At 47.6% G+C, this 21,858-nt stretch carries 20 protein-coding genes; 18 read left to right on the forward strand and 2 right to left on the reverse strand.

Annotated features, from left to right (window positions below; translation table 11 throughout):
- Position 1 precedes the first annotated feature (1 nt).
- From C0033_RS22295 to C0033_RS22340, 11 genes are all read left to right on the forward strand, one after another.
- A complete protein-coding gene (locus C0033_RS22295; RefSeq protein WP_242984577.1) occupies positions 2-2,161 on the forward strand; it encodes an FtsX-like permease family protein in 2,160 nt (719 codons plus the stop codon).
- A 3-nt stretch (positions 2,162-2,164) separates the two neighbouring features.
- Positions 2,165-2,923, forward strand: a complete 759-nt coding sequence (locus C0033_RS22300) for an ABC transporter ATP-binding protein (RefSeq protein WP_103230129.1) — start codon at positions 2,165-2,167, stop codon at positions 2,921-2,923.
- 298 nt (positions 2,924-3,221) lie between these two features.
- Positions 3,222-3,383 (forward strand): hypothetical protein, encoded by a 162-nt coding sequence (locus C0033_RS27195; protein ID WP_180994861.1) that lies wholly within the window; start codon positions 3,222-3,224, stop codon positions 3,381-3,383.
- A 5-nt stretch (positions 3,384-3,388) separates the two neighbouring features.
- A complete protein-coding gene (locus C0033_RS27200) occupies positions 3,389-3,688 on the forward strand; it encodes a hypothetical protein (protein WP_103230130.1) in 300 nt (99 codons plus the stop codon).
- 304 nt (positions 3,689-3,992) lie between these two features.
- Entirely contained in the window at positions 3,993-4,724 is a 732-nt protein-coding gene (locus tag C0033_RS22310) for a GntR family transcriptional regulator (RefSeq protein ID WP_103230131.1), read from the forward strand.
- Between the two features lie 6 nt (positions 4,725-4,730).
- A complete protein-coding gene (locus C0033_RS22315; protein ID WP_180994859.1) occupies positions 4,731-5,549 on the forward strand; it encodes an HAD family hydrolase in 819 nt (272 codons plus the stop codon).
- Positions 5,539-6,402 (forward strand): sugar ABC transporter permease, encoded by an 864-nt coding sequence (locus C0033_RS22320; protein ID WP_103230133.1) that lies wholly within the window; start codon positions 5,539-5,541, stop codon positions 6,400-6,402. Before C0033_RS22315 ends, C0033_RS22320 begins: the two co-directional genes overlap by 11 nt.
- Entirely contained in the window at positions 6,399-7,232 is an 834-nt protein-coding gene (locus C0033_RS22325; RefSeq protein ID WP_103230134.1) for a carbohydrate ABC transporter permease, read from the forward strand. Before C0033_RS22320 ends, C0033_RS22325 begins: the two co-directional genes overlap by 4 nt.
- A 19-nt stretch (positions 7,233-7,251) precedes the next feature.
- Complete coding sequence (locus tag C0033_RS22330; protein ID WP_103230135.1) at positions 7,252-8,658, forward strand: extracellular solute-binding protein; 1,407 nt, start codon at positions 7,252-7,254, stop codon at positions 8,656-8,658.
- Between the two features lie 16 nt (positions 8,659-8,674).
- Positions 8,675-9,628 (forward strand): nucleoside hydrolase, encoded by a 954-nt coding sequence (locus C0033_RS22335; protein WP_103230136.1) that lies wholly within the window; start codon positions 8,675-8,677, stop codon positions 9,626-9,628.
- 32 nt (positions 9,629-9,660) lie between these two features.
- A complete protein-coding gene (locus C0033_RS22340) occupies positions 9,661-10,545 on the forward strand; it encodes a sugar phosphate isomerase/epimerase family protein (RefSeq protein WP_103230137.1) in 885 nt (294 codons plus the stop codon).
- A gap of 67 nt (positions 10,546-10,612) precedes the next feature.
- On the opposite strand, the gene C0033_RS22345 is transcribed toward C0033_RS22340, so the two are convergent.
- On the reverse strand, positions 10,613-11,170 hold the full coding sequence (locus C0033_RS22345; RefSeq protein WP_103230138.1) for a hypothetical protein: 558 nt from the start codon (positions 11,168-11,170) through the stop codon (positions 10,613-10,615).
- Between the two features lie 100 nt (positions 11,171-11,270).
- Positions 11,271-11,660, reverse strand: a complete 390-nt coding sequence (locus tag C0033_RS22350) for a hypothetical protein (protein ID WP_103230139.1) — start codon at positions 11,658-11,660, stop codon at positions 11,271-11,273.
- Positions 11,661-11,848: 188 nt separating this feature from the next.
- On the opposite strand from C0033_RS22350, the gene C0033_RS22355 reads away from it, so the two are divergent.
- The 7 genes from C0033_RS22355 (at position 11,849) to C0033_RS27205 (ending at position 21,854) form a co-directional block, all read left to right on the forward strand.
- Positions 11,849-13,627: a histidine kinase gene (locus C0033_RS22355; protein ID WP_103230140.1), complete on the forward strand. Its 1,779-nt coding sequence runs from the start codon at positions 11,849-11,851 to the stop codon at positions 13,625-13,627.
- Complete coding sequence (locus C0033_RS22360) at positions 13,624-15,189, forward strand: response regulator (RefSeq protein ID WP_103230141.1); 1,566 nt, start codon at positions 13,624-13,626, stop codon at positions 15,187-15,189. Before C0033_RS22355 ends, C0033_RS22360 begins: the two co-directional genes overlap by 4 nt.
- Before the next feature lie 99 nt (positions 15,190-15,288).
- Entirely contained in the window at positions 15,289-16,677 is a 1,389-nt protein-coding gene (locus tag C0033_RS22365; protein WP_103230142.1) for an ABC transporter substrate-binding protein, read from the forward strand.
- A 136-nt stretch (positions 16,678-16,813) separates the two neighbouring features.
- Complete coding sequence (locus C0033_RS22370; protein ID WP_103230143.1) at positions 16,814-17,707, forward strand: sugar ABC transporter permease; 894 nt, start codon at positions 16,814-16,816, stop codon at positions 17,705-17,707.
- Positions 17,708-18,541, forward strand: coding sequence for a carbohydrate ABC transporter permease (locus C0033_RS22375; protein WP_103230144.1), 834 nt, complete (start codon positions 17,708-17,710; stop codon positions 18,539-18,541).
- A 69-nt stretch (positions 18,542-18,610) separates the two neighbouring features.
- Positions 18,611-21,724, forward strand: coding sequence for a glycoside hydrolase family 2 TIM barrel-domain containing protein (locus C0033_RS22380; RefSeq protein ID WP_103230145.1), 3,114 nt, complete (start codon positions 18,611-18,613; stop codon positions 21,722-21,724).
- On the forward strand, positions 21,714-21,854 hold the full coding sequence (locus C0033_RS27205) for a hypothetical protein (RefSeq protein ID WP_180994860.1): 141 nt from the start codon (positions 21,714-21,716) through the stop codon (positions 21,852-21,854). Before C0033_RS22380 ends, C0033_RS27205 begins: the two co-directional genes overlap by 11 nt.
- Positions 21,855-21,858: the final 4 nt, after the last annotated feature.

Consider the following 21,858-nt stretch of genomic DNA (forward strand, 5'->3'; position numbering starts at 1 on the left):
TATGCAGATGCATTCCGGTGATGTTGACGGGCAGCAGGTCCAAAACTTCGCGGATACGCAGGGAAATGTGGAGAAATATCAACTGGCACAATTCCTCAATATGAACGCATCGGAGATTTTCATAGGGGAAAATTCTCTGGAAGGAAGTGTGCAGGATAATGGCTTTTCCACGCAAAACGAAGAATTCGATTTTTTATTGGATTTAAATGGTGATATCATTCATCCGGCTGACAGTGAGGTCTATGTCCCTCTCTGCTATAAAAAGGACGGCAGCGCCAAATCAGGCGATATGATGACTGTACATGGCGTGCCGCTCATGGTTGCCGGTTTTTTACGCGATTCTGCGATGAACGCCGATATTGCCGGCTCCAAACGTTTTCTTGTCAGTGAAAATGATTTCAGGGATTTGAAAAGCTTTGGCAGTATGGAATATTTGATTGAGTTCCGTTTGAAGGACCAAACGGAATTTCCGGCATTTCAGGCGGATTATTTCGCGGCAGGACTGCCTGCAAACGGTCCGCCTGTGATCAGCCGCCCGCTGCTTACTTTGATGAACGCCATAACAGACGGCATGATGATTGCAGTGCTGATCATGATAAGTATTCTTGTGATTATCGTGGCAATTCTCTGTATCCGCCTTACGCTTCTCGCCAAAGTCGAGGAGGATTACAGGGAGATCGGTGTGCTGAAAGCGGTAGGGCTGCGCTCCAAGGACATTGCAAAGCTGTATTCGGCCAAGTACGGAGCGATTGCCGGATCATTATGTATTTTGGGATTTCTGCTCTCGTTTCCTTTCTCTGTCCCATTGACAGAGAATATGCGTATGTACATGGGAGACAGCGGCAGGGGAGTGGCTGCGCCATTCATAGGTATCCTCGGGGCTTCGATCATATTTCTTGCAGTGATATGGTATGTGAAAGCCGTTTTGCGGCAGTTCCGTAAAATACCGGCGGCACAGGCAGTTCGGTATGGCGCTCCTATAGAAAAATCGAAAGCAGCAAAAGGATTTCGTTTCAGCGAGAACAGGCTCCTTTCCCCCAATGTTTTCCTGGGTCTCAAGGATGTGTTTTCCCGTAGGAAACTCTATGTGACCATGTTTGCTGTACTTGTTATAGCGTCATTTCTCTTAATCGTTCCGCAGAACATCTATCATACTATTTCGGCAAGAAGTTTTATGACCTACATGGGGATTGGTGAAAGCGATCTCTCGGTTCATTTTTCGCAAACACAGACAGACGACGTTTCGTCCGCAGCAGAGGACTTAATCGCCGCACTTGAGGCGGATGAGAATGTTGAAAGATATACGGTACTTTCCGGCATGGTGTTTAGTATGCCAAAGGAGGATGGACGCATGGAACGGCTGCGGGTAGATTTGGGCGACCATAACGCCTTCCCTGTCATGTATTCATTGGGCGGCGCGCCGGCAGCTGATACAGAGATTGCACTTTCTTCACTGAACGCTGAGGAGCTTGGAAAAACGCTGGGCGACGAACTGACGTTAATTGTGGACGGTGAAGAAAAACACATGACCGTATGCGGCATTTATTCTGACATCACGGGGGCCGGGAAAACGGCAAAGGCCTCGTTTGAAACAAGAGATGGTGATTTAATGCGGGTGATTATTCCGGTAGAACTCAGAGATAGGGCTTCAACCGTGGAAACGGCGTCGCGGTATCAGTCGGAGTTTCCGTTCGCTGCGGTAGCGGCCGCTGATGAATACGTGCGCCAGACATTCGGCGGCACATTGGATGCTATACGGAAAGCGTCTTATGCGTCTTTTGCCGTTGCTGTATTGCTTACCATACTGGTCACATTGCTGTTTATGAAAATGCTGGTGGCAAAAGACCGGTATTCAATTGCAGTGCTGAAATCAATGGGATTTACCAATGGGGATATTCGCAGGCAGTATATGACGCGTTCCGTGATTGTGACAGCACTTGGGATTGTCGCCGGTATTATTCTGGCTGACACCTTGGGAGAGGCTGTCGGAGGAATATTGATTTCTTCTTTTGGTGCTACAAGATTCAACTTAGTAGTAAACCAGTGGTTTGCTTACCTGTTTTCTCCGCTGTTGATTGGGGGCTGTGTGATGATTGCCACGGTGCTGGGGGTATCGGATATCCGACGGTTGAAAATTTCGGAATATATTAAGGAGGCATAAAATATGTCGAATATCGTCATTGGAAAAAATATAGTGAAAACCTTTGGAACCGGCATGGAACCGGTGAAGGTGCTGAATTTAGTTAATGCAGAAATCGGAAGCGGTGAGTTCGTCGCAGTGATGGGGCCTTCCGGCTCCGGAAAAACCACGCTGCTTCACGTGCTTTCCGGCATGGACAGCATTACAAGCGGATCGGTGAAGTTCAAGGATGACGAATTGTCGGAAATGAGCGAAAACCAGCTTGCGGATTTGCGTCGGACAAAGATGGGATTCATCTTTCAACAGCCTACCATGCTAAAGAACCTTAACCTCTTGGACAATATCATCCTTCCAGCAGTGCCGGACGGCAGACATGCGGCTGCCAAACTCGTACAAAAGGCAAAGATCTTGATGAAGAAGATGGGGATTGACGGGCTTGAAGACAGGGATATCCGGGAGGTTTCCGGCGGACAGCTTCAGCGTGCCGGAATCTGCCGCGCCCTGATGAATGATCCGGAGATTCTCTTTGCCGATGAACCGACTGGTGCGGTTAATTCTAAAACGGCGGAGGAAATTATGGGGCTGCTTGTGGAGATCAACAGAGAAGGCACAGCGATCCTTCTTGTGACCCACGATCCGTTGGTCGCCGCTAAAGCCGACAGGGTGCTTTTTATGAAAGACGGGAATATTGTTTCTGAGCTGATGCTGCAAAAGTTCGGAGGAAAGGATATGGAGGCGAGGACAGAAAGAGTATTGGCAAAGATGGCGGCTGTTGGAATTTAGGAATTAGGGGCGCACGGCTCCGCCTCACGATTCCGGGCTGGTTTTCGCTGGCATGGCTAAAAATTTCAATCCCTTACCCATTTCCACCAACTACACAGCGGGGAAGGTATCTGGGCAGAGAAAAGTTTGATGACGGTAACTCGTGTGCAGAGCCTGCGGGTTACCGTTTATTGGCTGTTCCAGAGTGCTTTATCAGAGGAAATATCAGAAAGATTTTATAGGGATATGGATTATTTGAACGTGCCATGTTAAAATAAAGTGTGTAATATGATTGAAAATGTGAAAGGAGATGTGTTATATGATTAAGTCAAATTTGGCAGAACGCCTGGAGGATTTGAATTATACTGAGGCAGACGCAATCCATGCGTTAAAAACAGAGCTGGAAAGAGGAATTGAAAGTATGGAACAGGGACAGTTGTACACCATTGAAGAAGCATGGAAGGAGATCGATGCGGTATAGAGCCTATGGAAAAACGAAAGAATTATAAGATACGTTTGACGCCAGAGGCAAAACGCGATATCTTAGAGACTAAAAAATATATTTTAACTACATTTAAGTACCGTGAAACAGCAGAGTCTTTTTCCAATAATATGAAACGAGCTATATCGAAGTTGAGCCCATTTTCAGAAGCATATGCAAACACGGGCCTGATGATTCAAGAATCAAGCGAATCCGCTATATCGAATAAAAATCACATCATTAAAGTCTTCAACATCATTCTCAACGATCCCCAATCTTATCGGTATGTACTCCCACCTAAATAGTTATACATCGGTATTCACGCAGAACCACATTTACATAGAACGTGAAGGGATTTTCAGAAATGCCTTCACGTTTTACTTTAAACGTCAGGTCATTTACTGCGAATCCTGTAACCACTTATGCAAAAATGTCAACATGGCATATTTTCCCTAAATAAAAAACCAAGTTATCAGATAACAACTGTGTATATCACAAAAACTATGCAAAAACCCCATAAAAACCCATAATTATCTAAAAATATCATTGACATGGCATGGCATAAATGGTATATTTTAGCTATTCAAATATGTGATAAGGAGCCATGTCATGAAGGAAGATAAAAAATTTGTAGCGTCCTACAAACTGATCAAAGAAGACATCATAGCAGACATCCTCAGCGGCATTTATGAAAAAGGCGCCCGCATCCAAAGCCAGAACTATTATTCCGATAAATTCCAGGTGAGCCGCACGACGGTGCGGAACGCTTTCTATGAGCTGGAAGAGCGGGGAGTATTGGAATGTGTAAAGGGAAAGGGAACCTTTGTAAAGAACGTGGATTTCTTAGAGAAAAAAGAAGTGAACAAACTGTATGACCCGGAAGCTGAACGGACCAGACTGAAGCCGTCGCCCACATTTCATGTGGTGAAAATTGCGGAAGACAGGGCGGATTACCGGCTGGCAAGGCAGTTAGGCATCAGCGAGGGAGATCCGGTGGTGTGCTTGGAGCGGGTGCGCATGGTGGACAAGATCGCCGGAAACTATCAGATCAGCTTTATCAATAAAAAGCTGGTGGAGGACATTGATTTTGAGAGCGAGGATATGGAAAAGGGATCGCTCTATCAGGTTTTAATCAATAAGGCCGGGCTGATTCCCCAATATTCCGATGAGATGATACGGGCGGTAGCCTGCCCCGAACACATTTCCCAGTATTTTTATATTAAGAAGAATGATCCCATTCTCCTGATATCCCGGACGACTTATACCATTGAAGGGATTGTGATGGAGTTCTGTCTGGATTATGAATGCACTGATGTAAACGGATTAAAGATAAGAAGGTAGATAGACGTGGGGATACAATTGATTGTGTGTGATGTGGATGGGACCTTGATCGGAACGGACCGGAAGGAACCGGAAGAGTTGGAGACACTGGCGGATTTGATCGGACGGTACCGGATACCGTTTACCATTGCCAGTGGAAGAATACCGGCCAGGATTGAAGGGCTGGCGAAACGGCTTAACCTGAAACTGCCTGTGATCGGCTGCAACGGGGCCTGCGCTTTTTGGGGCGATGAGTATCTGTGGAACGATTTTTTGCCGGCAAAGCAGCTGAGGGACGGAATCGAGGCGGCGGACAGACTGGGAATGTCCGTGGTATTTACGGACGGGAAGAAGGAATGGGCCTGCCGCAAGACGCCCTGGGTGCGGGATTTGATGGAAAACTACGGGCGCTATGACGGCATATGGAAACCGGAAGGGACGGAGTGGGACAGCATTCGGATGCAGAAGGTGCTGATCGCCGATGCCAAAAATAAAGAAGACGCTTCTTTTGTGCTTGAGAAGTTTCTTCCATATAAAGAGGTCCTGAACCTGGTACAGTATGAGGACGGGGTGCTGGATATTACGACGAAAAGCAGTGATAAAGGAACCGGGGTGAAGCGGCTGGCCGAATCCCTTCACATACCTGCCGGAGATATCATGGCAATCGGGGATCATAAAAATGATATCGGCATGATCCGGTTTGCCGGAATCGGGGCAGCGGTCGGCAATGGGACTGAGGAACTGAAACAATGTGCGGATTATGTCTGCAGAAATGAATTGGCCGCAGGGGTTATTGAAGCGGTCAGGGCCTTTTATTTATCGGAGGAATTGGAAGATGAGAGATAAAAAACATACCGTCGAACCATATCTTTGGCTGGCTCCAACCATTATTTTATTTGCGGTGTTCACATTTTATCCGTTTATCAAGACGGCATATATGAGCCTGTTTATCGTTAATTCCATGGGGGAGACGAAACGGTTTGTGGGACTGGCCAATTATCTGTACATATTTCAGGATGCAAAATTCGTCAAATCCATTGTCAATACATTTGTCTATGTGCTCATATCCGTTCCGGCGTCCAAGATAATCGGGCTGATGTTAGCGCTTCTGGCAAATAAAAAGAGAAAGACATCCTCCATTTACGAAGTGCTGTTTTCCTTGCCTATGGCCATGTCCATGTCCGTGTCGGCGATTATTTTCCAACTGCTTTACAATCCTTCCTTTGGTGCGGTTAATTACATTTTCCATCTGAACATTAACTGGCTGAATGATGAGAGATATGCCATGCTGGCCATCGGGATTATATCGATCTGGATGTCCAGCGGATATGCATTTTTGTTCATGCTGGCGGCAGTACGCAATGTTCCGGAGGATATATTGGAGAGCACTGACTTAGAGGGGGCGTCCTGGTGGCAGAAGGTGCGGTATATCTATATGCCTTTGACCTCGCCCACCATGTTTTTCCTCATCTGCACCAGTCTGGCAAGCTCCATGATGATGACTGCGCTGGTAAATGTTCTGACAGACGGAGGGCCGTTTCACTCAACCCAGACCATCATTCATTACATGTACAGCCAGTTTGCGGTGGCGGGAAATTATACCAATGCATTTCCGGCGGCTATCGTGGCATTTATCCTGGCCGCGGTTATGACATGGCTCAGTTTCCTTTATGAGAAAAAGGGGGTTCACTACCAATGAAAAAATACGGTAAAAAAACGCGGGGTGATGTTGTCTGTCAGGTATGTCTGATCGCGTTAGGGCTTATTATGGCTTCGCCGATCCTGTATGCGCTGTCCTTGTCTCTGATGCGCCCCCAGTCCATTTTGTCCCAGCCGCCTAAGCTGGTGACCGCTGATTTTTATGTGGAAAATTATAAGATCGCTTTAGAGAGCACCATGTTGGCGCGGTATTCGGTAAATTCCTTTATCATCGCCACAGTGTCCAGCCTGTTCCGGGTGCTGTTTGCATCCATGGCGGCGTTTGCGTTCGCGTTTTTCGAATTTCCGCTGAAAAAGCTGCTGTTTGGAATGACGCTGGCTACCATGATGATTCCGCCGGATGTGCTGGTGGTGACAAATTATATAACGGTTTCCAAGATGGGGCTTTTAAATACATATGCGGGGATGTGCATCGTGTTTTTGGTGGCGGCGGTGAACATTTTTCTGTTCCGCCAGCAGTTTATGAGCTTTTCTAAGGAACTGAAAGAGGCTTCCCATATCGATGGATGCAGCAATTTGTGGTTCTTTATAAAAATATTAATACCGACGAATAAGCCAGTCATAGTGACTGTTTTTATATCTTCCTTTATCAGCGTTTGGAATCAGTACCTGTGGCCCATGGTAATCACCAGTGAAGATGCCATGCGGACGGTGCAGGTGGGCGTGGGAATGCTTAAATTTCCGGAAGGCACCGCTTATGGGCCATTGATGGCCGGGGCGGTGATCGCGCTGCTGCCCACCGTGGTGCTGTTTGTGCTGTTCCAAAAGAAGATAGTCGGCGGTATGATGAATGGTTCTGTGAAAGGTTAAAAAAGAAGGGAAAAAGAAGATGAAAAAGAGAGCAACGGCCATCGGAATGGCAGCAATACTTGGAATTTCCTGTTTAACAGGATGTGGAAATGGAAACGGAGCACAGGCAAGCGCCGGAGCCCAGACAAGCGGGGCGCAGGAGCAAGCCGCCTCCCAGACGGAAGACGGTGTGACGGAAATTGAATTCTGGCATTCCATCAGCGGGGAGCTGGCGGAAAAGTTAGGCGAGATGACAGAGAATTTCAACAACACGGTGGGAAAAGAGAAGAAGATAAAGGTTACCACAGTATATCAGAACTGGCCCGGCACCGATAAGCTGGTCACGGTTATGCAGGCCAAGGACATTGCAAACCATCCGGACCTGATCCAGATTTACGGGGAAAATATGAACATTGTCAGAGACTATGAACGGATGGTATGGGTAGAGGATTACATCAACCGCCCGGATTCCGCGGTGAAAAAGGAAGATCTGGTTCCCAATGCGGCAGAGGCATTTTCCATTGACGGAAAGATGCTGGGAGCGCCGCTTACCCTCTCCACTCTGCTTTTATATTACAACCAGGATATGTTCGAAGCGGCCGGGATCGATACGCCTCCCGCGACCATCGCCCAGATGGCAGAAGATATGACAAAGCTGACCCAAAAAGAAGGGGATACCACAAAAGTATACGGTTTAAATCTCTGCCCCAACAGCTATGAACTGAACAGCTGGATTGCCGGACAGGGAGAAGTCTCCTATTTTGGCGACAATGAAAGCGGCCGCAAAGCGCCTATGACAAAAGTGATTATCGATGAAAATGGAACCTTAGACAGCTTTTTGACCCAGTGGGACAAAGTGATCCGGACCGGCGGCCTGAAATACCAGGTGGACAATATGAACGAAGAATTCGCCAACCAGCAGCACGCCATGGTCATCATGTCCAGCGCCAGAATCCAGATCATGAAAGGTCTGATCGGTGATACGTTTAAATGGAGCGTGGCCGATCTTCCGAAAGTAAATGAAAGTGATAACGGCGGAGCTTCCGTCAGCGGCGGCGGCCTGTTCATGATCAATAAGGACGATCCAAAGAAATTAGAGGCTTCCTGGGAGTTCATCCAATACTGCCTGTCCCCGGAAACCCAGCTGTTCTGGAGCCAGAATACCGGATATGTGCCGGTGAATGAAAAAACCTATGATCTGCCTGAGATGACAGAATTTTTAGAAAAGGAACCGGAACTTAAAACAGCAATCGCCCAGATCGAGCATTCCAGCCCAATGCTTCAGGAGCCATACTATCCAAACGCAGGTGAGATAAAAACTGTGGTGAAAGAGGCATTAATCCTGTTTGCGAAAGGGGATTTATCCAAAGAGGATACGGCAAAATCCATTATCGAAGGCTGTAATGCGGCGATCAACGATTATTATAGGGCTAATCCTTTAGATTAAGGAAGGAACGGGCAATATGGAGAAAAAACATGTGATAATAGACTGTGATCCGGGAGCGGATGACGCCCTGGCCTTAATGCTGGCATTAAATTCCGAAGAGCTGATCATCCATGGAGTGACCGTTGTGGCAGGAAACCGGGATGTGGACAAGTGCGCCCAAAATGCGTTAAAAGTTCTGGAACATTACAGGAAGACAGAAATTCCGGTGGCAAGAGGAGCCGAAAAGCCGTTAAAACGGTCTCTGTGTATGGACGACATCTATTCCGGCCGGGACGGAATGGCAGAAACATTTCTGCCATTTAACGGCACCCCAACAACCAAAGAAAATGCGGTAGATCTGATAATAGAAACAGCCAGACAGTACCCGGGAAAACTGACAATTATCTCTACCTCTCCTATGACCAATCTGGCGGAAGCTCTGTTAAAGGAGCCTCAATTAGCGAAAGATCTGGCATCAATCATCACCATTAACGGCTCTTACGGCGTCTGCCGGAAAGAGGGCATATATAATGCCAGGCGGGAATGGAACGTGAGCGTGGACCCGGAAGCGGCCAAGATCGTTTTGGAATCCGGGATTCCCATATGGGCCATGGGAGTGGACGTGACGGGACAGCTAACCAATGAAATCCATGACAGCTTAGTGCGGTCGGGCACGCCTGGAACCATGCCTCATCGTTTTTTGACGGATGCCAAGCGCTTTTTGGCGACGAGAGGATTGGAACCTGCCGGTTTATTCGTGGACGCCATGGCGGTGGCATATGCGGTGGACCCGCAGATCGCCGGTTTTGTCAACGGAAAGACCGCGGTGGAGACCATGGGAGAGATTACGACGGGAATGACGCTGTTTGATAATGCAGGGAATTTTGATAACTCCTCAGATCTGAATGCAGCTTATCATTATGATTTTAAACGGCTGACCGAGCTTTTGGCCTGCCGTGTGCTGGCCTGCGGGGCTGCAGTTACCGAATAGAAAAATCCGCAGCAGCGGCTAAAGGAGTTTATATGAGATTATCAACATCAACGAATATATTATTTGCCAGGCCGGGCAGCCGGACGGTGCCGCTGAAAGAGACGCTGAGATTGGCAAGTGAGGCGGGATTTGACCGTTTTGATATGTGTTTTTACGACTGGGTTCTTCCGGGCTCTCCGTTTTTGACGGAGGGCTGGAGAGAATGGATCGAAGACACGGCACAGGAGATGAGGCGCCTTGGGGTGTCCTTCGGGCAATGCCATGCTCATTTTTATGATTTTTTATCACCGGATATGACGGAAGAGGAGAAGAAATACCAGCAGGAGTTGGTACTGCGCTCCATTGAATGCTGTGCGGTTTTGGGAGCCGGTGTATGCGTCACCCACCCGGAGACAGTCCGGGGAGATGTGCGTTTTATCAGCTCTTCCCGGAATGCCAACTATGAGTATTTTTCAAGGCTTATGGAGGAAGCGGGGCGGTTTGGAATCTCCCTCGCCATCGAGAATATGTGCGATTATTCCATGGCGCCTTTGAGAAAATACTGTTCCAGTCCGGAAGAACTGGTGGATTTAATCAACACGATTCACATTCCGGAGATCGGCATCTGCTGGGATTTTGAACATGGAGAGATCATGAGACAGGATCAGCGGGCCGCTCTGCTTCATATCGGGAAACGCCTGATGGCTACCCATGTGTCGGATACTCACAGCATGACCGACGCATCTTTGATGCATGTGATGCCCTTCTTTGGGAATATGGATTGGGAGATTATCATGAAGACGCTGAAGGAAATCGGGTACCGGGGAGATTTTTCGTTTGAGGCTCATAATTATGCTAACCGGCTGCCGGATGAGGTGCTTCCTACAGCATTGAAGTTAAGTTTTGAAATCGGACAGCATCTGCTGTCCCTTGGCTAGCCGGAAATTTACATCAAGGGTGAAGGCATTTTCGAAAATGCCTTCACCCTTGATGTAAATTTTTAAGCTACGGCAGATAGTAATTGATGTCATCAGACGGCCATAAGCTGAGGTCAAAATCATATTCCGAGGAGGAACCGGAAAAGTAGATGGAACCTTTTCCGGTTTTTGTATGGACTGTCGTATCAATTTCTAATGTCTGATCGCCATCCGTTTCCATGTTTGCCAAAGTGACGGATGTTCCGTCTGAATCCAGGTATATGAGCTGGATTTCTCCCATCACCCGCGTAATCGATCCCTTTACCGTGAGATCCGTATCCTCAGGCGCTTCTATTTTTATCAGTCCGCGCTGTTCTTTTAAAATAATTTTGCCGCTTAATTCATAGTGGTCTTTTTCTGCATGGGCATGAAGGGGATTATAATAAGTCTGGGTAATCCCGCCGGTTTCCGTATCGCCGGCTTCCACTGCTTCGAATGCGGAATGGTCATCAGTTTCAATTGGCTCTATGAGCTCTGCTGCTGATGCAGAGCTGATCTCGACGGAAGCATTTGACCGGGAATTCACCGGAGAAGAACAGCCGGTGCAAAGCAAACATATGGCTAATAATAAAATCCTTTTTTTCATTGGAAGAGATTCCCTTCTGTTTTTATCTGCCTGACGGCAAACGATGTATGAGCCTATTATACCGTCTGGCGGTAAGGCTGTCACCTTTCATTTCTTACGATTATTTCCGGGAGAAGGGCCACCAATCACGGTCAATTTTTTCCATTAATCTCTGCCGGACAGTTTCTCTGGACAGGTTGGAGGTGAATAAGATCTCAATCTCGTATTTTCTGCTGGAATTACGCGAATCGTTATGATGGATATAGGCATCAAAGTCGTATTCGATATCATCGACCATAAGGATCATATCGTGATCGGTAAATTCTACTTTTTTGGGCTTTTTAAACCGTAATAGTTTCCGCCCGGTCTTTTTAATCAGATGAAAGTAATCATTGACTATGGTATCAATGTCTTCTTCAGACCCGCCGTTATTTAATTTATCAATTGCATTCATCAGCCGGTCCTCTATATCGGGCACAAAAAAATACAGTAATTTCTCTAATATACTCACAGATGATCCCCTCCGATTAATCCAAAGACTTCTTATGTTCTACTATAATGCGGCCCTGGCTGCAATGCAAGAAAAATACCACAAATTTCCTGATCCATGATAAAATAATAGCCAAATGGAAAAAGCAGGAGCGCCTGCACAAGTGCGAAAAGGCTGAACTGCTGTAAATGTGAGCGGAGGACTTGAAAATGTGGATTGACAAAAAGCAGGAACTGAAAACTTCATATTACCGCAGTTTTATTGCCTTGATTGCGGTTCCGATCCTGCTGATCATCCTCATTTCCACAGGGATTATCCGATCCATGATGCGGGATGCGGCCATCAAAACGATCAGGCGGGCCCAGGATAATATTGTATCCACGCTCAACACGGAAATAAAAGATGTTTCCATGCGGCTGTCCCATCTGATTTATGTCAATGATAATGAAATCATGAAAAAGGCGGCCAGGACGGATACGGATGATATCGCAAATCTTCATGCGGCGGCCGGAGATCTGACCGAGTCCTTTAACTATGCCATGGTTCCGGTTCAGGATGTGCTGTCCACAATCTTCTATATGAAAAGCGGCAGGTCTACCTATATGAAGGACGACGTCCTTTTAGCAGATGAAGAGGTGAAGGAATCCGACTGGTATCAGGCGGCTTTAAAGGATAAGAATATGGTAAAAACCGGTTTTTATAATACGGGTGTCACATTTTCCTACCGGGTGTCCAATGCCTTTACTCTGGCGGCGGGCCTGTCTCCCGGGATCGATGTGGACCGGGACGGCAATATTGAGATGGTAGCCGTATTTGTGTCCTCTAAGGTGGGCAATCTGATCCGGGATTATGATAAGGAAGGCGTGCTGGGTTCCACGATGATTCTTGGAAAGGATGGGGAAATCCTCTTTGACAGGCAGAATGCCGGGGAACTTTTGCCGGAAAACAAAGCATTTTTAAAAGAAGGGGTAACGAAAGAGCGGATAAAAGGGAAACAGTACGTTTATGTGACGTCCCAGGAGCCGGAGAGCGGATGCAGGATTGTGAGCGTGGTGGCTTCGGAGACGCTGACAAAATCATTTAACAGGACTGCGATGGCAATAATTGCGGTTACTTTGTTCCTGTTCCTGTTGTTCTATTTTTTCTCCAGCTATTTCCTCAAAAATATTATCGAACCCATTCACAACACCGTGGAAGGGATGAAAAAAGTGGAGGAAGGAAACTTAAACGTTCATGTGGAACCGGCAGGGCAGGCGGAACTGTGCACCATGATCCATTCCTTCAATCAGATGACCCGTCATCTGGGGCAGCTGATCCAGGACAACGAGGAACACCAGCAGAAGAAGCATGAGGCGGAGATACGGGCGCTCCAATCCCAGATCAATCCTCATTTCCTCGTAAATTCTCTGAGTTCCATCCGGTTTATCGCCCAGGTATCCAAGTTTGATTCCATAGCCAGGATGGCGGAAGCGCTGATGAAGATTCTGTCCTGCTCCTTCCGCAGCAACTCCGGGTTTTATACGCTGAAAGAGGAACTGGAGGTATTGGATAGTTTTATCTATCTGATGCAGATCCGGTATTCCAACGGATTTGAAATCGAATATGAGATTGAGGATGCCTGTTTGGACTGTCTGCTTCCGCGGCTGATTTTACAGCCTGTGGTGGAAAATTCCATCGTCCATGGCTTTACCGAACTGATAGACGAGATCGGAAAGATACGGATATCGGCCCGGCAGCAGGAACATGTTCTGGTCATTCAGATCGAAGATAATGGAAAAGGCATGACTCAGGAAGAGATCAGAAGTATTTTCGATAAGGAAGACAGGGAAAAACAAGAGAATCAGAGCATCGGCATCACCAACGTCAATACCAGGCTGGTGCTGAACTATGGAAATGACTGTGAATTTACGATGAAGAGTGAAAAGGGAGTTTATATGAGGACCGTGATCCGGCTTCCGATCAGGCGAAAGGGGGACAAGGACCGATGAAAAATGTGTTGATTGTGGATGACGATACCATTGTCAGAATAACGCTTCACGCTTTGGTAAAATGGGAAGATTTAGGGTATCAGATCGTGGCGGACGCCATTCATGGGGAGCAGGCGCTGCAATGTCTGAAGGAGCATGACATTGACCTGGTGATTACGGATATGAAGATGCCGGTTATGGATGGAATCGGTCTTTTAAAGGAGATGAACCGCCTTCCGAGGATGCCTAAGGTGCTGGCACTCAGCGGTTATGACGATTTTACTCTGGTAAGAGATGCCTTCCGCCTGGGAGCTCTTGACTATCTTTTAAAAGCCGATCTAAATGAAGAGCTTTTGACATCCATGCTGGAGCGCCTGAACCGGGAAGAGTGGGGACAGAGCGGGGAACGTGGAGACGAAAAGGTTTCCGATCAGGCCGAAGAAGTATTTGGCGGGCGTCAGCTGGCGGATCTTGCCGTAGGAAGACGGGAAAAGCATCCGGGATTTCCAAGCGGAGAATATCTGGTGGTTCAGTTTGAGATCGAAGATTTCCTGCGCCATGCGGGCCGGTTTGACGGAAGTTTGGAAGAACAGCTGACAAAGCCAATGCTGGAATTTGCAGGACAGATTCCCAGAGTGGTGGCCCACTGCGTGCTGGGAACCATTTCTCCCTCCCGCTATGTGATGCTGTACTGCATTAACGATAAAGAGCAGTATAGGGAAAATGTGGTTTCCACCTGCCGGCAGCTGTGCAGGGTCTGGAATAACTATATGAATCTTTCCGTTTCCGCCGGAATCAGCAGTATGGGGAACGGCTGTTCTCAGTTTTTAGACAGATTTGAGGAGGCGGGACAACAGCTGAGACTCAGGTATTTAAAAGGCCAGGCGCAAATCTGCTATCCTTGGGAAAAGGATGCGGTAATCTTTTCCCAGGTGCAGGAGGCAGGAACGGTCTATGAAAAACTGCTTCACGGTCTGCTGGTCGGCGATGAGCTGACGGTGAATGAAGAAAAGAAATCGTTATTCGGGGAATTTTACCAAAACGGGCTGGAACCGGCAAAAGAGAGGTGCCTGCAGCTGATCTGTCAGCTGGCATGGCTGCTTCAGGACAGCCACGACGATATCAATTCCCTGTTTGCGGACGAAGTGAATTATTATGAGAAGATCCACCGGATTTTCGAGATGCGGAATTTGGAATTGTGGATGAATAATTATTTCAGATGGATCATGGATTATGCCCGGAATCATCAGGACAGAAAACAGACGGATCTGATGATCCGGGCCAAACGGTTTATCATGGACAATTATGCCAATCCGGAGCTTTCGCTCGGAAGCGTGGCCGGATATATCGGGTTGAATGAAAAATATTTCAGCTCCAGGTTTACAAAAGAGGAGGGCACCACATTCAGCAATTACCTGACCGAGGTCCGCATACGCAAGGCCAGGGAGCTGATGGATAAGACAGACTTAAAGATGTACGAAATCAGCCAGCAGGTAGGATACAATAATGTGGAGCATTTTACCAGAGTGTTTAAAAAAGTGTGCCGGATGAGCCCGGGCAGCTACCGCAAAGGAGAGGTTTGAGAAACATCTAACCATATATCAAGAAATCCAACCTTTGTTCATGGAGAAACACAAACGGAAATGATAAGATAAATCCATCAAAACAAGGGAGGTATTACAATGAGAAAGAGATTAGCAGCATTGGGATTATGCGCGGCCATGGCAGTAGGGGCGGTTTCAGGATGCTCTTCATCCAGCAGCCCGGCTTCCGGTACGACGGAAAAAACGGGGGATACCGCGGCCGTTCAGACCGGGGCAGCAGAAGCAGGATCTTCAGAAGCAGGAGCGGCAGCAGAGGACTTGGAAGGAAGCCTGGTTTTTGCCATCTGGGACAATAACCTGATGGAATACATAGATGAAAATGACATGGTTGGCAAATTCCAGGAAAAATATCCCAATGCGGATATTGAAGTGGAAAAAATAAAAGACGATTCCGAATACTGGAATGCTATGAAGATGCGTACATCGGCAAACCAGCTTCCGGACGTGATGTTTAATAAACCGTTTACATTATCCAGATTCAAAGATTATCTGATCGATTTATCCGGTCTGGACGCAGCCAAGAACAACGAACTGGCTTCCGGATATGCCATTGACGGAAAGATCTTAGGCGTTCCTATGACGGCCGGTTATGAATATGTATTTTACTGGAAGGATATGTTTAAAGAAGCGGGCGTAGAAGTTCCAACCACATGGGATGAGCTGAAAACAGCGGCTGAGACGCTTCAGGCCTATTACGGCAAGGACAACCCGGATTTCATGGCAATCGGCCTTGGCGCAAAAGACGAATGGCCGGACTATCCGTATATGGAATTTATGCCTGCGCTGGAAGGCGGAAACGGACAGAACTGGAATGACATGGCTAAGACAGATGCTCCGTTTGCAGAAGGCACAGATATCAGAAAAGCATACGACAAAGTATATGATTTATTCACCACCGATGTATTTGGCAAAGATCCGCTCGGAATGGGAAGCGATCAGGTAACCTCTTTATTTGCACAGAAACAGGCTGCAATTCTGGCGCTGGGCGACTGGGGACTTCAGAATATCCAGAACGGCGCAGATGATCTTTCCGAACTTGGAACCTTCTATCTGCCTGTGAGAGACAGCAAAGACGATCCGTTCCGCGTAATCGTTCAGGGCGATTCCTTTATGGGAGTAACCACACACAGCAAGAATCCGGAACTGGCAAAGGCATTTGTGGAATGGTTTTACAGTGAAGACTGGTATCCCGGATACATTAACTATGTAACAAGCGCTTCTTCCATGACCAATTTCCCTAAGGAAAAAGACCCGATTCTGGCAGAAGCAGATGCGCTGCAGCCGGATATGGAACTGGTTATGTATGACGGAGGCAGTGACGATTTCCAGGCAATCCAGAATGAAATCGCATTTGACTATAAGAAACTGGGCGCTCAGATGTTTACAGAAGGCTTTGATTTAACCAAGGAGTTAGATGCTCTCAATGAGAAATGGGCGGGAGCCAGAGCTAAGCTGGGAATCAAATAGCAAACAGCAGTAAAAAAGTAAGGGGATAGGGCTTTCGCATAATGTCCTGTCCCTTTTTATGCCCAAAATCAGCGCCGGACGTCATTGTCTGATGTTTGATTCTGCCAATAAATTAGAAAAATAGAGGGAGGCATCTATGAATTCACTGGAAAAGCAAAAAAAGAGATTCATTATATGTTCACTGCTCATACCGATGGCACTGCTGACCGGATTCGTTGTATTTCCGGCAATCGATTTGATCCGTATGAGTTTTACCAATTGGGACGGTTATTCAGCCAGCTACAGCTGGATCGGAATTGATAATTACATCGGAATGCTGCACAATAAAGATCTGTGGCTTTCCCTGAGAAACAACGCGGTATATTTTGCAGGCCATCTGATCTTTATTCCCATAGAACTGGCTTTTGCAGTTCTTCTCACATCAAAACTCCGGGCGGCGAAATTTTATAAGACGATGGTGTTCATGCCTTATATCATCAACGGCGTTGCAATATCCTATGCATTTTCCTACTTCTTTTCCCCGATTAACGGAGCGTTTGATGGAATTCTCACTTTATTCCATTTGGAATCACTGATACATAACTGGCTGTCCGATACGAAAATCGTCAATTTCGTGTTAACCAGCGTATCGCTGTGGCGCTTTTCCGGTTATCACGTGATTCTTTTCATGGCGGCTCTCCAATCTCTTCCTCAGGATGTGCAGGAAGCGGCGGCAGTGGACGGGGCTAACGCATGGCAGCTTTTCCGCCATATCCAGATTCCGGCCATCATGCTGATGGTGGATTTCGTTCTGTTTGACAATATCCGCGGAGCGCTCCAGGTATTCGATATCCCTTACGTTATGACCAGTGGCGGCCCCGGTTACGCGTCCTCCACCTTCACGTTATACACCATCGACACCGCATTTAAATACAGCAATTTCGGGTTGGCTTCCACCATGGCGGTTGCGATTATGCTGATGATCGTGGTGATCTATGTGATTCAGAACAAGGTGATTCACGGAATAATCGGAAAAGGAGGGAATAAATAGATGAAAAAGCGTACATTACTGCAGTTGTTAAAGCAGATCATCTGTATCGGAATGGTTTTAATTGTGCTGGCTCCGATTGTGCTGACCCTGTTTGCGGCCTTGAAGACGAAAGCGGATATGGTAAAGACTTCCCCACTTCTGCTTCCTCCCTTTGCGCGCATCACGCTTGAAAACTTTATGAAGGTTTTAGGGGATAAATACCTGATAATCGGTTTTAAAAATACGGGAATCATTCTGGCGGTCAGCATTTTCTTCAACGTCATGTTCGGAACCATGACCGCATTTATCCTGGAACGTTTCCAGTTCCGGTTTAAAAATGTAATCATGTCCATGTTCTTTTTAGGAATGCTGATTCCAAGCTTTGTAACTGAGATTGCCAGGTTTAAAATCATCAACGGCCTGGGGCTCTATAACACGTTAGGGGCTCCCATCGTGATCTACGTGGCCTCCGACCTGATGCAGCTCTACATCTACCGCCAGTTCATCTCCACGCTGTCGGTTTCTCTGGATGAGAGCGCGCTGCTTGACGGCTGTTCCTATTTCGGGCTGTACCGGAGGATTATTCTTCCGCTTTTAGCGCCTGCTACGGCCACCGTTATCATCATCAAAGCCATTACAATTATCAACGATATGTATATTCCATATTTATATATGCCTAAAAATAAACTGCGCACGCTGACCACATTCCTGATGAACTATGCCAACGCGCAGCAGGGCTCCTGGCAGAAACTGGCGGCCGGGATCATCATCATCATGCTTCCGACCATTTTAATCTACCTGTTTTTCCAAAAATATATTTTGGCAGGTATTGCAGCCGGGGCTGTTAAGGAGTAAGATAGGTGCGAAAAGACAACCATTGGAAGGCTGAACTTGTTAAGGCAGACATCTTAGAGGAGGAACAATATGAGTCAGAGGATTGAAGAAATGACACCGGACATGGCATGGCTGGAGGACCCGCAGGTTTTTTCGGTAAACCGCCTGCAGGCGCATTCGGACCATTTGTACTATGAAAATGAAGAGGAGATGGAGCAGGGAAATATGAAACTGCGCCAGTCTTTAAACGGAACCTGGAAATTTTCCTATGCAGAAAATCCTTCCCTGCGTAAAACGGAATTTTATCAGGAGAATTATGATCTCACCGGATTTGATGAAATTCAGGTGCCCGGTCATATACAGCTTCAAGGATATGATAAATGTCAGTATATCAATACCATGTACCCCTGGGACGGACATTCCGAGCTTCGTCCGCCTCACATTGACTGGGATTATAACCCGGTTGGAAGCTATGTCAGAGAATTTGATCTGGAAGAAAGTCTGGAACATAAGCGGATATTCCTTTCTCTGCAGGGTGTGGAAACCGCATGTTACGTGTGGCTCAACGGACATTTTATCGGATATGGAGAGGATTCCTTTACCCCGTCCGAATTTGAACTGACGCCTTATATCCGCAAAACGGGAAACCGCCTGGCGGTGGAAGTTTACAAGCGGAGCAGCGCCAGCTGGATTGAGGATCAGGATTTCTTCCGGTTTTCCGGCATCTTCCGGGATGTCTATCTCTATGCGGTGCCTGAAATCCATGTCAGGGATTTATTTGTCAAAGCGGATCTCATAAATGAATATCAGGACGGCCTGATCCGGGCAGAACTTGAGCTGATGGGAGCTTCAGGGGAATACCGGATTTTGGCAAAGCTGAATGATGAAAGCGGCCGCACGGTCTGCAGCTGGGACCAGTCCGGCTGCGGGGAAAAAGCGGTTTTGGAGGAACGGATTCCTTCTGTACATACCTGGAGCAGCGAATCGCCTTACCGTTACACGCTTCTCATAACCATAAAAGATTTGTCCGGCAATGTGAAAGAAGTCGTTTTGCAGAAGACAGGATTCCGGAAATTTGAGATGATCGGCCGGATTATGTGTCTGAATGGAAAACGCCTGGTATTTAACGGCATCAACCGCCATGAGTTCAACGTGCGCCGGGGGCGCGCCGTCACGAAGGAAGATATGCTATGGGACATTCGTTTTATGAAACAGCACAATATCAATGCGGTCAGAACCTGCCATTATCCAAACCAGTCCATGTGGTACGAACTTTGCGACGAATACGGCATTTACCTGATTGACGAAGCCAATTTGGAGAGCCACGGTTCCTGGCAGAAGATGGGCGAGTGCGAGCCGTCCTGGAACGTGCCGGGGTCCCTTCCTGAGTGGAAGGCCGCAGTTGTGGACCGGGCCGCTTCCATGTTTGAGAGGGATAAAAACCATCCGTCGGTGCTGATATGGTCCTGCGGAAATGAATCCTATGCGGGAGAGGACATCTTAGCCATGTCCCGCTTTTTCAAAGAACACGACGACACTAGGCTGGTCCACTATGAAGGCGTGTTCTGGAACCGGGAGTTTAACGAGATCAGCGATATGGAAAGCCGCATGTACGCAAAGCCTGCGGAAGTGGAGGCCTATCTTCAAAATGATCCGGAAAAGCCGTTTATTCTCTGCGAATACATGCACGCCATGGGAAATTCCCTGGGCGGTATGAAAAAATACACCGGTTTGGCAGACCGTTATCCTATGTATCAGGGCGGTTTCATATGGGATTACATCGATCAGGCCGTGGCGGTGATTGGAAAGGACGGAAGGGAAGTCCTGGGCTACGGCGGTGATTTTACGGACCGTCCCACAGACTATAATTTCTGCGGGAATGGAATCGTCTATGGGGACAGAACCATTTCTCCCAAGGCACAGGAAGTAAAATTCCTGTATCAGTATCTGACTCTTGAACCGGAACAGGGCGGCGTGTGGATTCGCAATAAGCATATGTTCTGTACCACAGAGCGGTATGAATTCATCTATACGGTCTTAAAAGACGGAAGGCCAATCTGGAAGGCCCGTTTTGAAGCGGTGATACCGCCTATGGACCGGGGATATAGTTCGGTGGATATGCCGGAGTTTAAAGAGGCGGGCGAGTACGCATATCAGGTAAGCGCCGTGCTGAAAGAGGACGCTCTTTGGGCCAAGGCCGGTTTCGAAACTGCATTTGGTGAACAGGTTATAAAACGTCCGGGGGATTCGGGAGATTCGGCGGATTTAGAAGCGGAAACGAAATCGGAAATGGAAACAAAAACGAAATCGGTTTGCCGGAAGACGGAAAGCGCTCCGATGACCATCATCCACGGCGATGTGAATATCGGCGTTGGCGGCCGGGATTTTCACGTGCTGTTTTCCAAGCAGGAGGGCGGTATCGTGTCGCTGCGCTATGATGGAAAAGAATGGATTACAAGGCCTCCGATGCCTGTTTACTGGAGAGCGGTCACGGATAATGACAGGGGAAACCAGTTTGACATAGACAGCGCTGTCTGGATGGGAGCCGGAATGTTCCAGCGTTTCTGCAAAAAGGAATTGGAGATAATAGAGGAAAAAGACAGAATTACGTTCAGTTATAATTATGAATTGACAACGGTGCCAAAGACGAGAACACAGGTAACGTATACGGTGACTGCGGACGGAAAGATCCGGGTAAAAGCCCATTATTATGGAAAACAGGGACTTCCTGAACTGCCGTTATTCGGCATGAGATTCCGTTTTATGGATGATGCCGACTCCTTTGAATGGTACGGAAAAGGGCCGGATGAGAATTATTGTGACCGTGGAGACGGAGCCAGGCTTGGAATTTACCGCTGCACGCCTCAGGAGAACCTGTCCCGCTACCTGGTTCCCCAGGAATGCGGGAACAGGACCGGAGTCAGATGGCTGGAAGTGAAGAGAAGAGACGGTAATGGAATCAGATTTACGGCGGATGGAGAACCGTTTGAGATGAGCGTGCTTCCTTATACGGCTGAAGAAATGGAATCGGCCCTTCATATAGAAGAGCTTCCGCCTGTCCGTTACACGGTTGTGAATATCCTCGGAAAACAGCGCGGCGTGGGCGGAGACGACAGCTGGGGAGCACCGGTGTATCCGGAGTACTGCGTGAGCGGAGAAGAGGATATTGAGTTTGAATTTGTAATTGCTAAAATTGTTATTTAACAGATTTGGCGGAAAGGTACGCCCGGAATCGGGATTCGGAGCCGGGAGACGAAGGTCGGAGGGGCCGTCCGGGCCGGGGAAGGAAGATGCAGCCAGATCGGATTCGGGATTCGCCCCTAAGAACAACTAAGGCC

The sequence above is a fragment of the Clostridium sp. chh4-2 genome, assembly GCF_002899675.1.
Classification (GTDB): domain Bacteria; phylum Bacillota; class Clostridia; order Lachnospirales; family Lachnospiraceae; genus CHH4-2.

Coding starts and splice junctions, on each gene's coding strand:
- C0033_RS22295 (WP_242984577.1), top strand. CDS start 2: ATGCAGATGCATTCCGGTGATGTTGACGGGCAGCAGGTCCAAAACTTC.
- C0033_RS22300 (WP_103230129.1), top strand. CDS start 2,165: ATGTCGAATATCGTCATTGGAAAAAATATAGTGAAAACCTTTGGAACC.
- C0033_RS27195 (WP_180994861.1), top strand. CDS start 3,222: ATGATTAAGTCAAATTTGGCAGAACGCCTGGAGGATTTGAATTATACT.
- C0033_RS27200 (WP_103230130.1), top strand. CDS start 3,389: ATGGAAAAACGAAAGAATTATAAGATACGTTTGACGCCAGAGGCAAAA.
- C0033_RS22310 (WP_103230131.1), top strand. CDS start 3,993: ATGAAGGAAGATAAAAAATTTGTAGCGTCCTACAAACTGATCAAAGAA.
- C0033_RS22320 (WP_103230133.1), top strand. CDS start 5,539: ATGAGAGATAAAAAACATACCGTCGAACCATATCTTTGGCTGGCTCCA.
- C0033_RS22325 (WP_103230134.1), top strand. CDS start 6,399: ATGAAAAAATACGGTAAAAAAACGCGGGGTGATGTTGTCTGTCAGGTA.
- C0033_RS22330 (WP_103230135.1), top strand. CDS start 7,252: ATGAAAAAGAGAGCAACGGCCATCGGAATGGCAGCAATACTTGGAATT.
- C0033_RS22335 (WP_103230136.1), top strand. CDS start 8,675: ATGGAGAAAAAACATGTGATAATAGACTGTGATCCGGGAGCGGATGAC.
- C0033_RS22340 (WP_103230137.1), top strand. CDS start 9,661: ATGAGATTATCAACATCAACGAATATATTATTTGCCAGGCCGGGCAGC.
- C0033_RS22345 (WP_103230138.1), bottom strand. CDS start 11,170: ATGAAAAAAAGGATTTTATTATTAGCCATATGTTTGCTTTGCACCGGC.
- C0033_RS22355 (WP_103230140.1), top strand. CDS start 11,849: ATGTGGATTGACAAAAAGCAGGAACTGAAAACTTCATATTACCGCAGT.
- C0033_RS22360 (WP_103230141.1), top strand. CDS start 13,624: ATGAAAAATGTGTTGATTGTGGATGACGATACCATTGTCAGAATAACG.
- C0033_RS22365 (WP_103230142.1), top strand. CDS start 15,289: ATGAGAAAGAGATTAGCAGCATTGGGATTATGCGCGGCCATGGCAGTA.
- C0033_RS22370 (WP_103230143.1), top strand. CDS start 16,814: ATGAATTCACTGGAAAAGCAAAAAAAGAGATTCATTATATGTTCACTG.
- C0033_RS22375 (WP_103230144.1), top strand. CDS start 17,708: ATGAAAAAGCGTACATTACTGCAGTTGTTAAAGCAGATCATCTGTATC.
- C0033_RS22380 (WP_103230145.1), top strand. CDS start 18,611: ATGAGTCAGAGGATTGAAGAAATGACACCGGACATGGCATGGCTGGAG.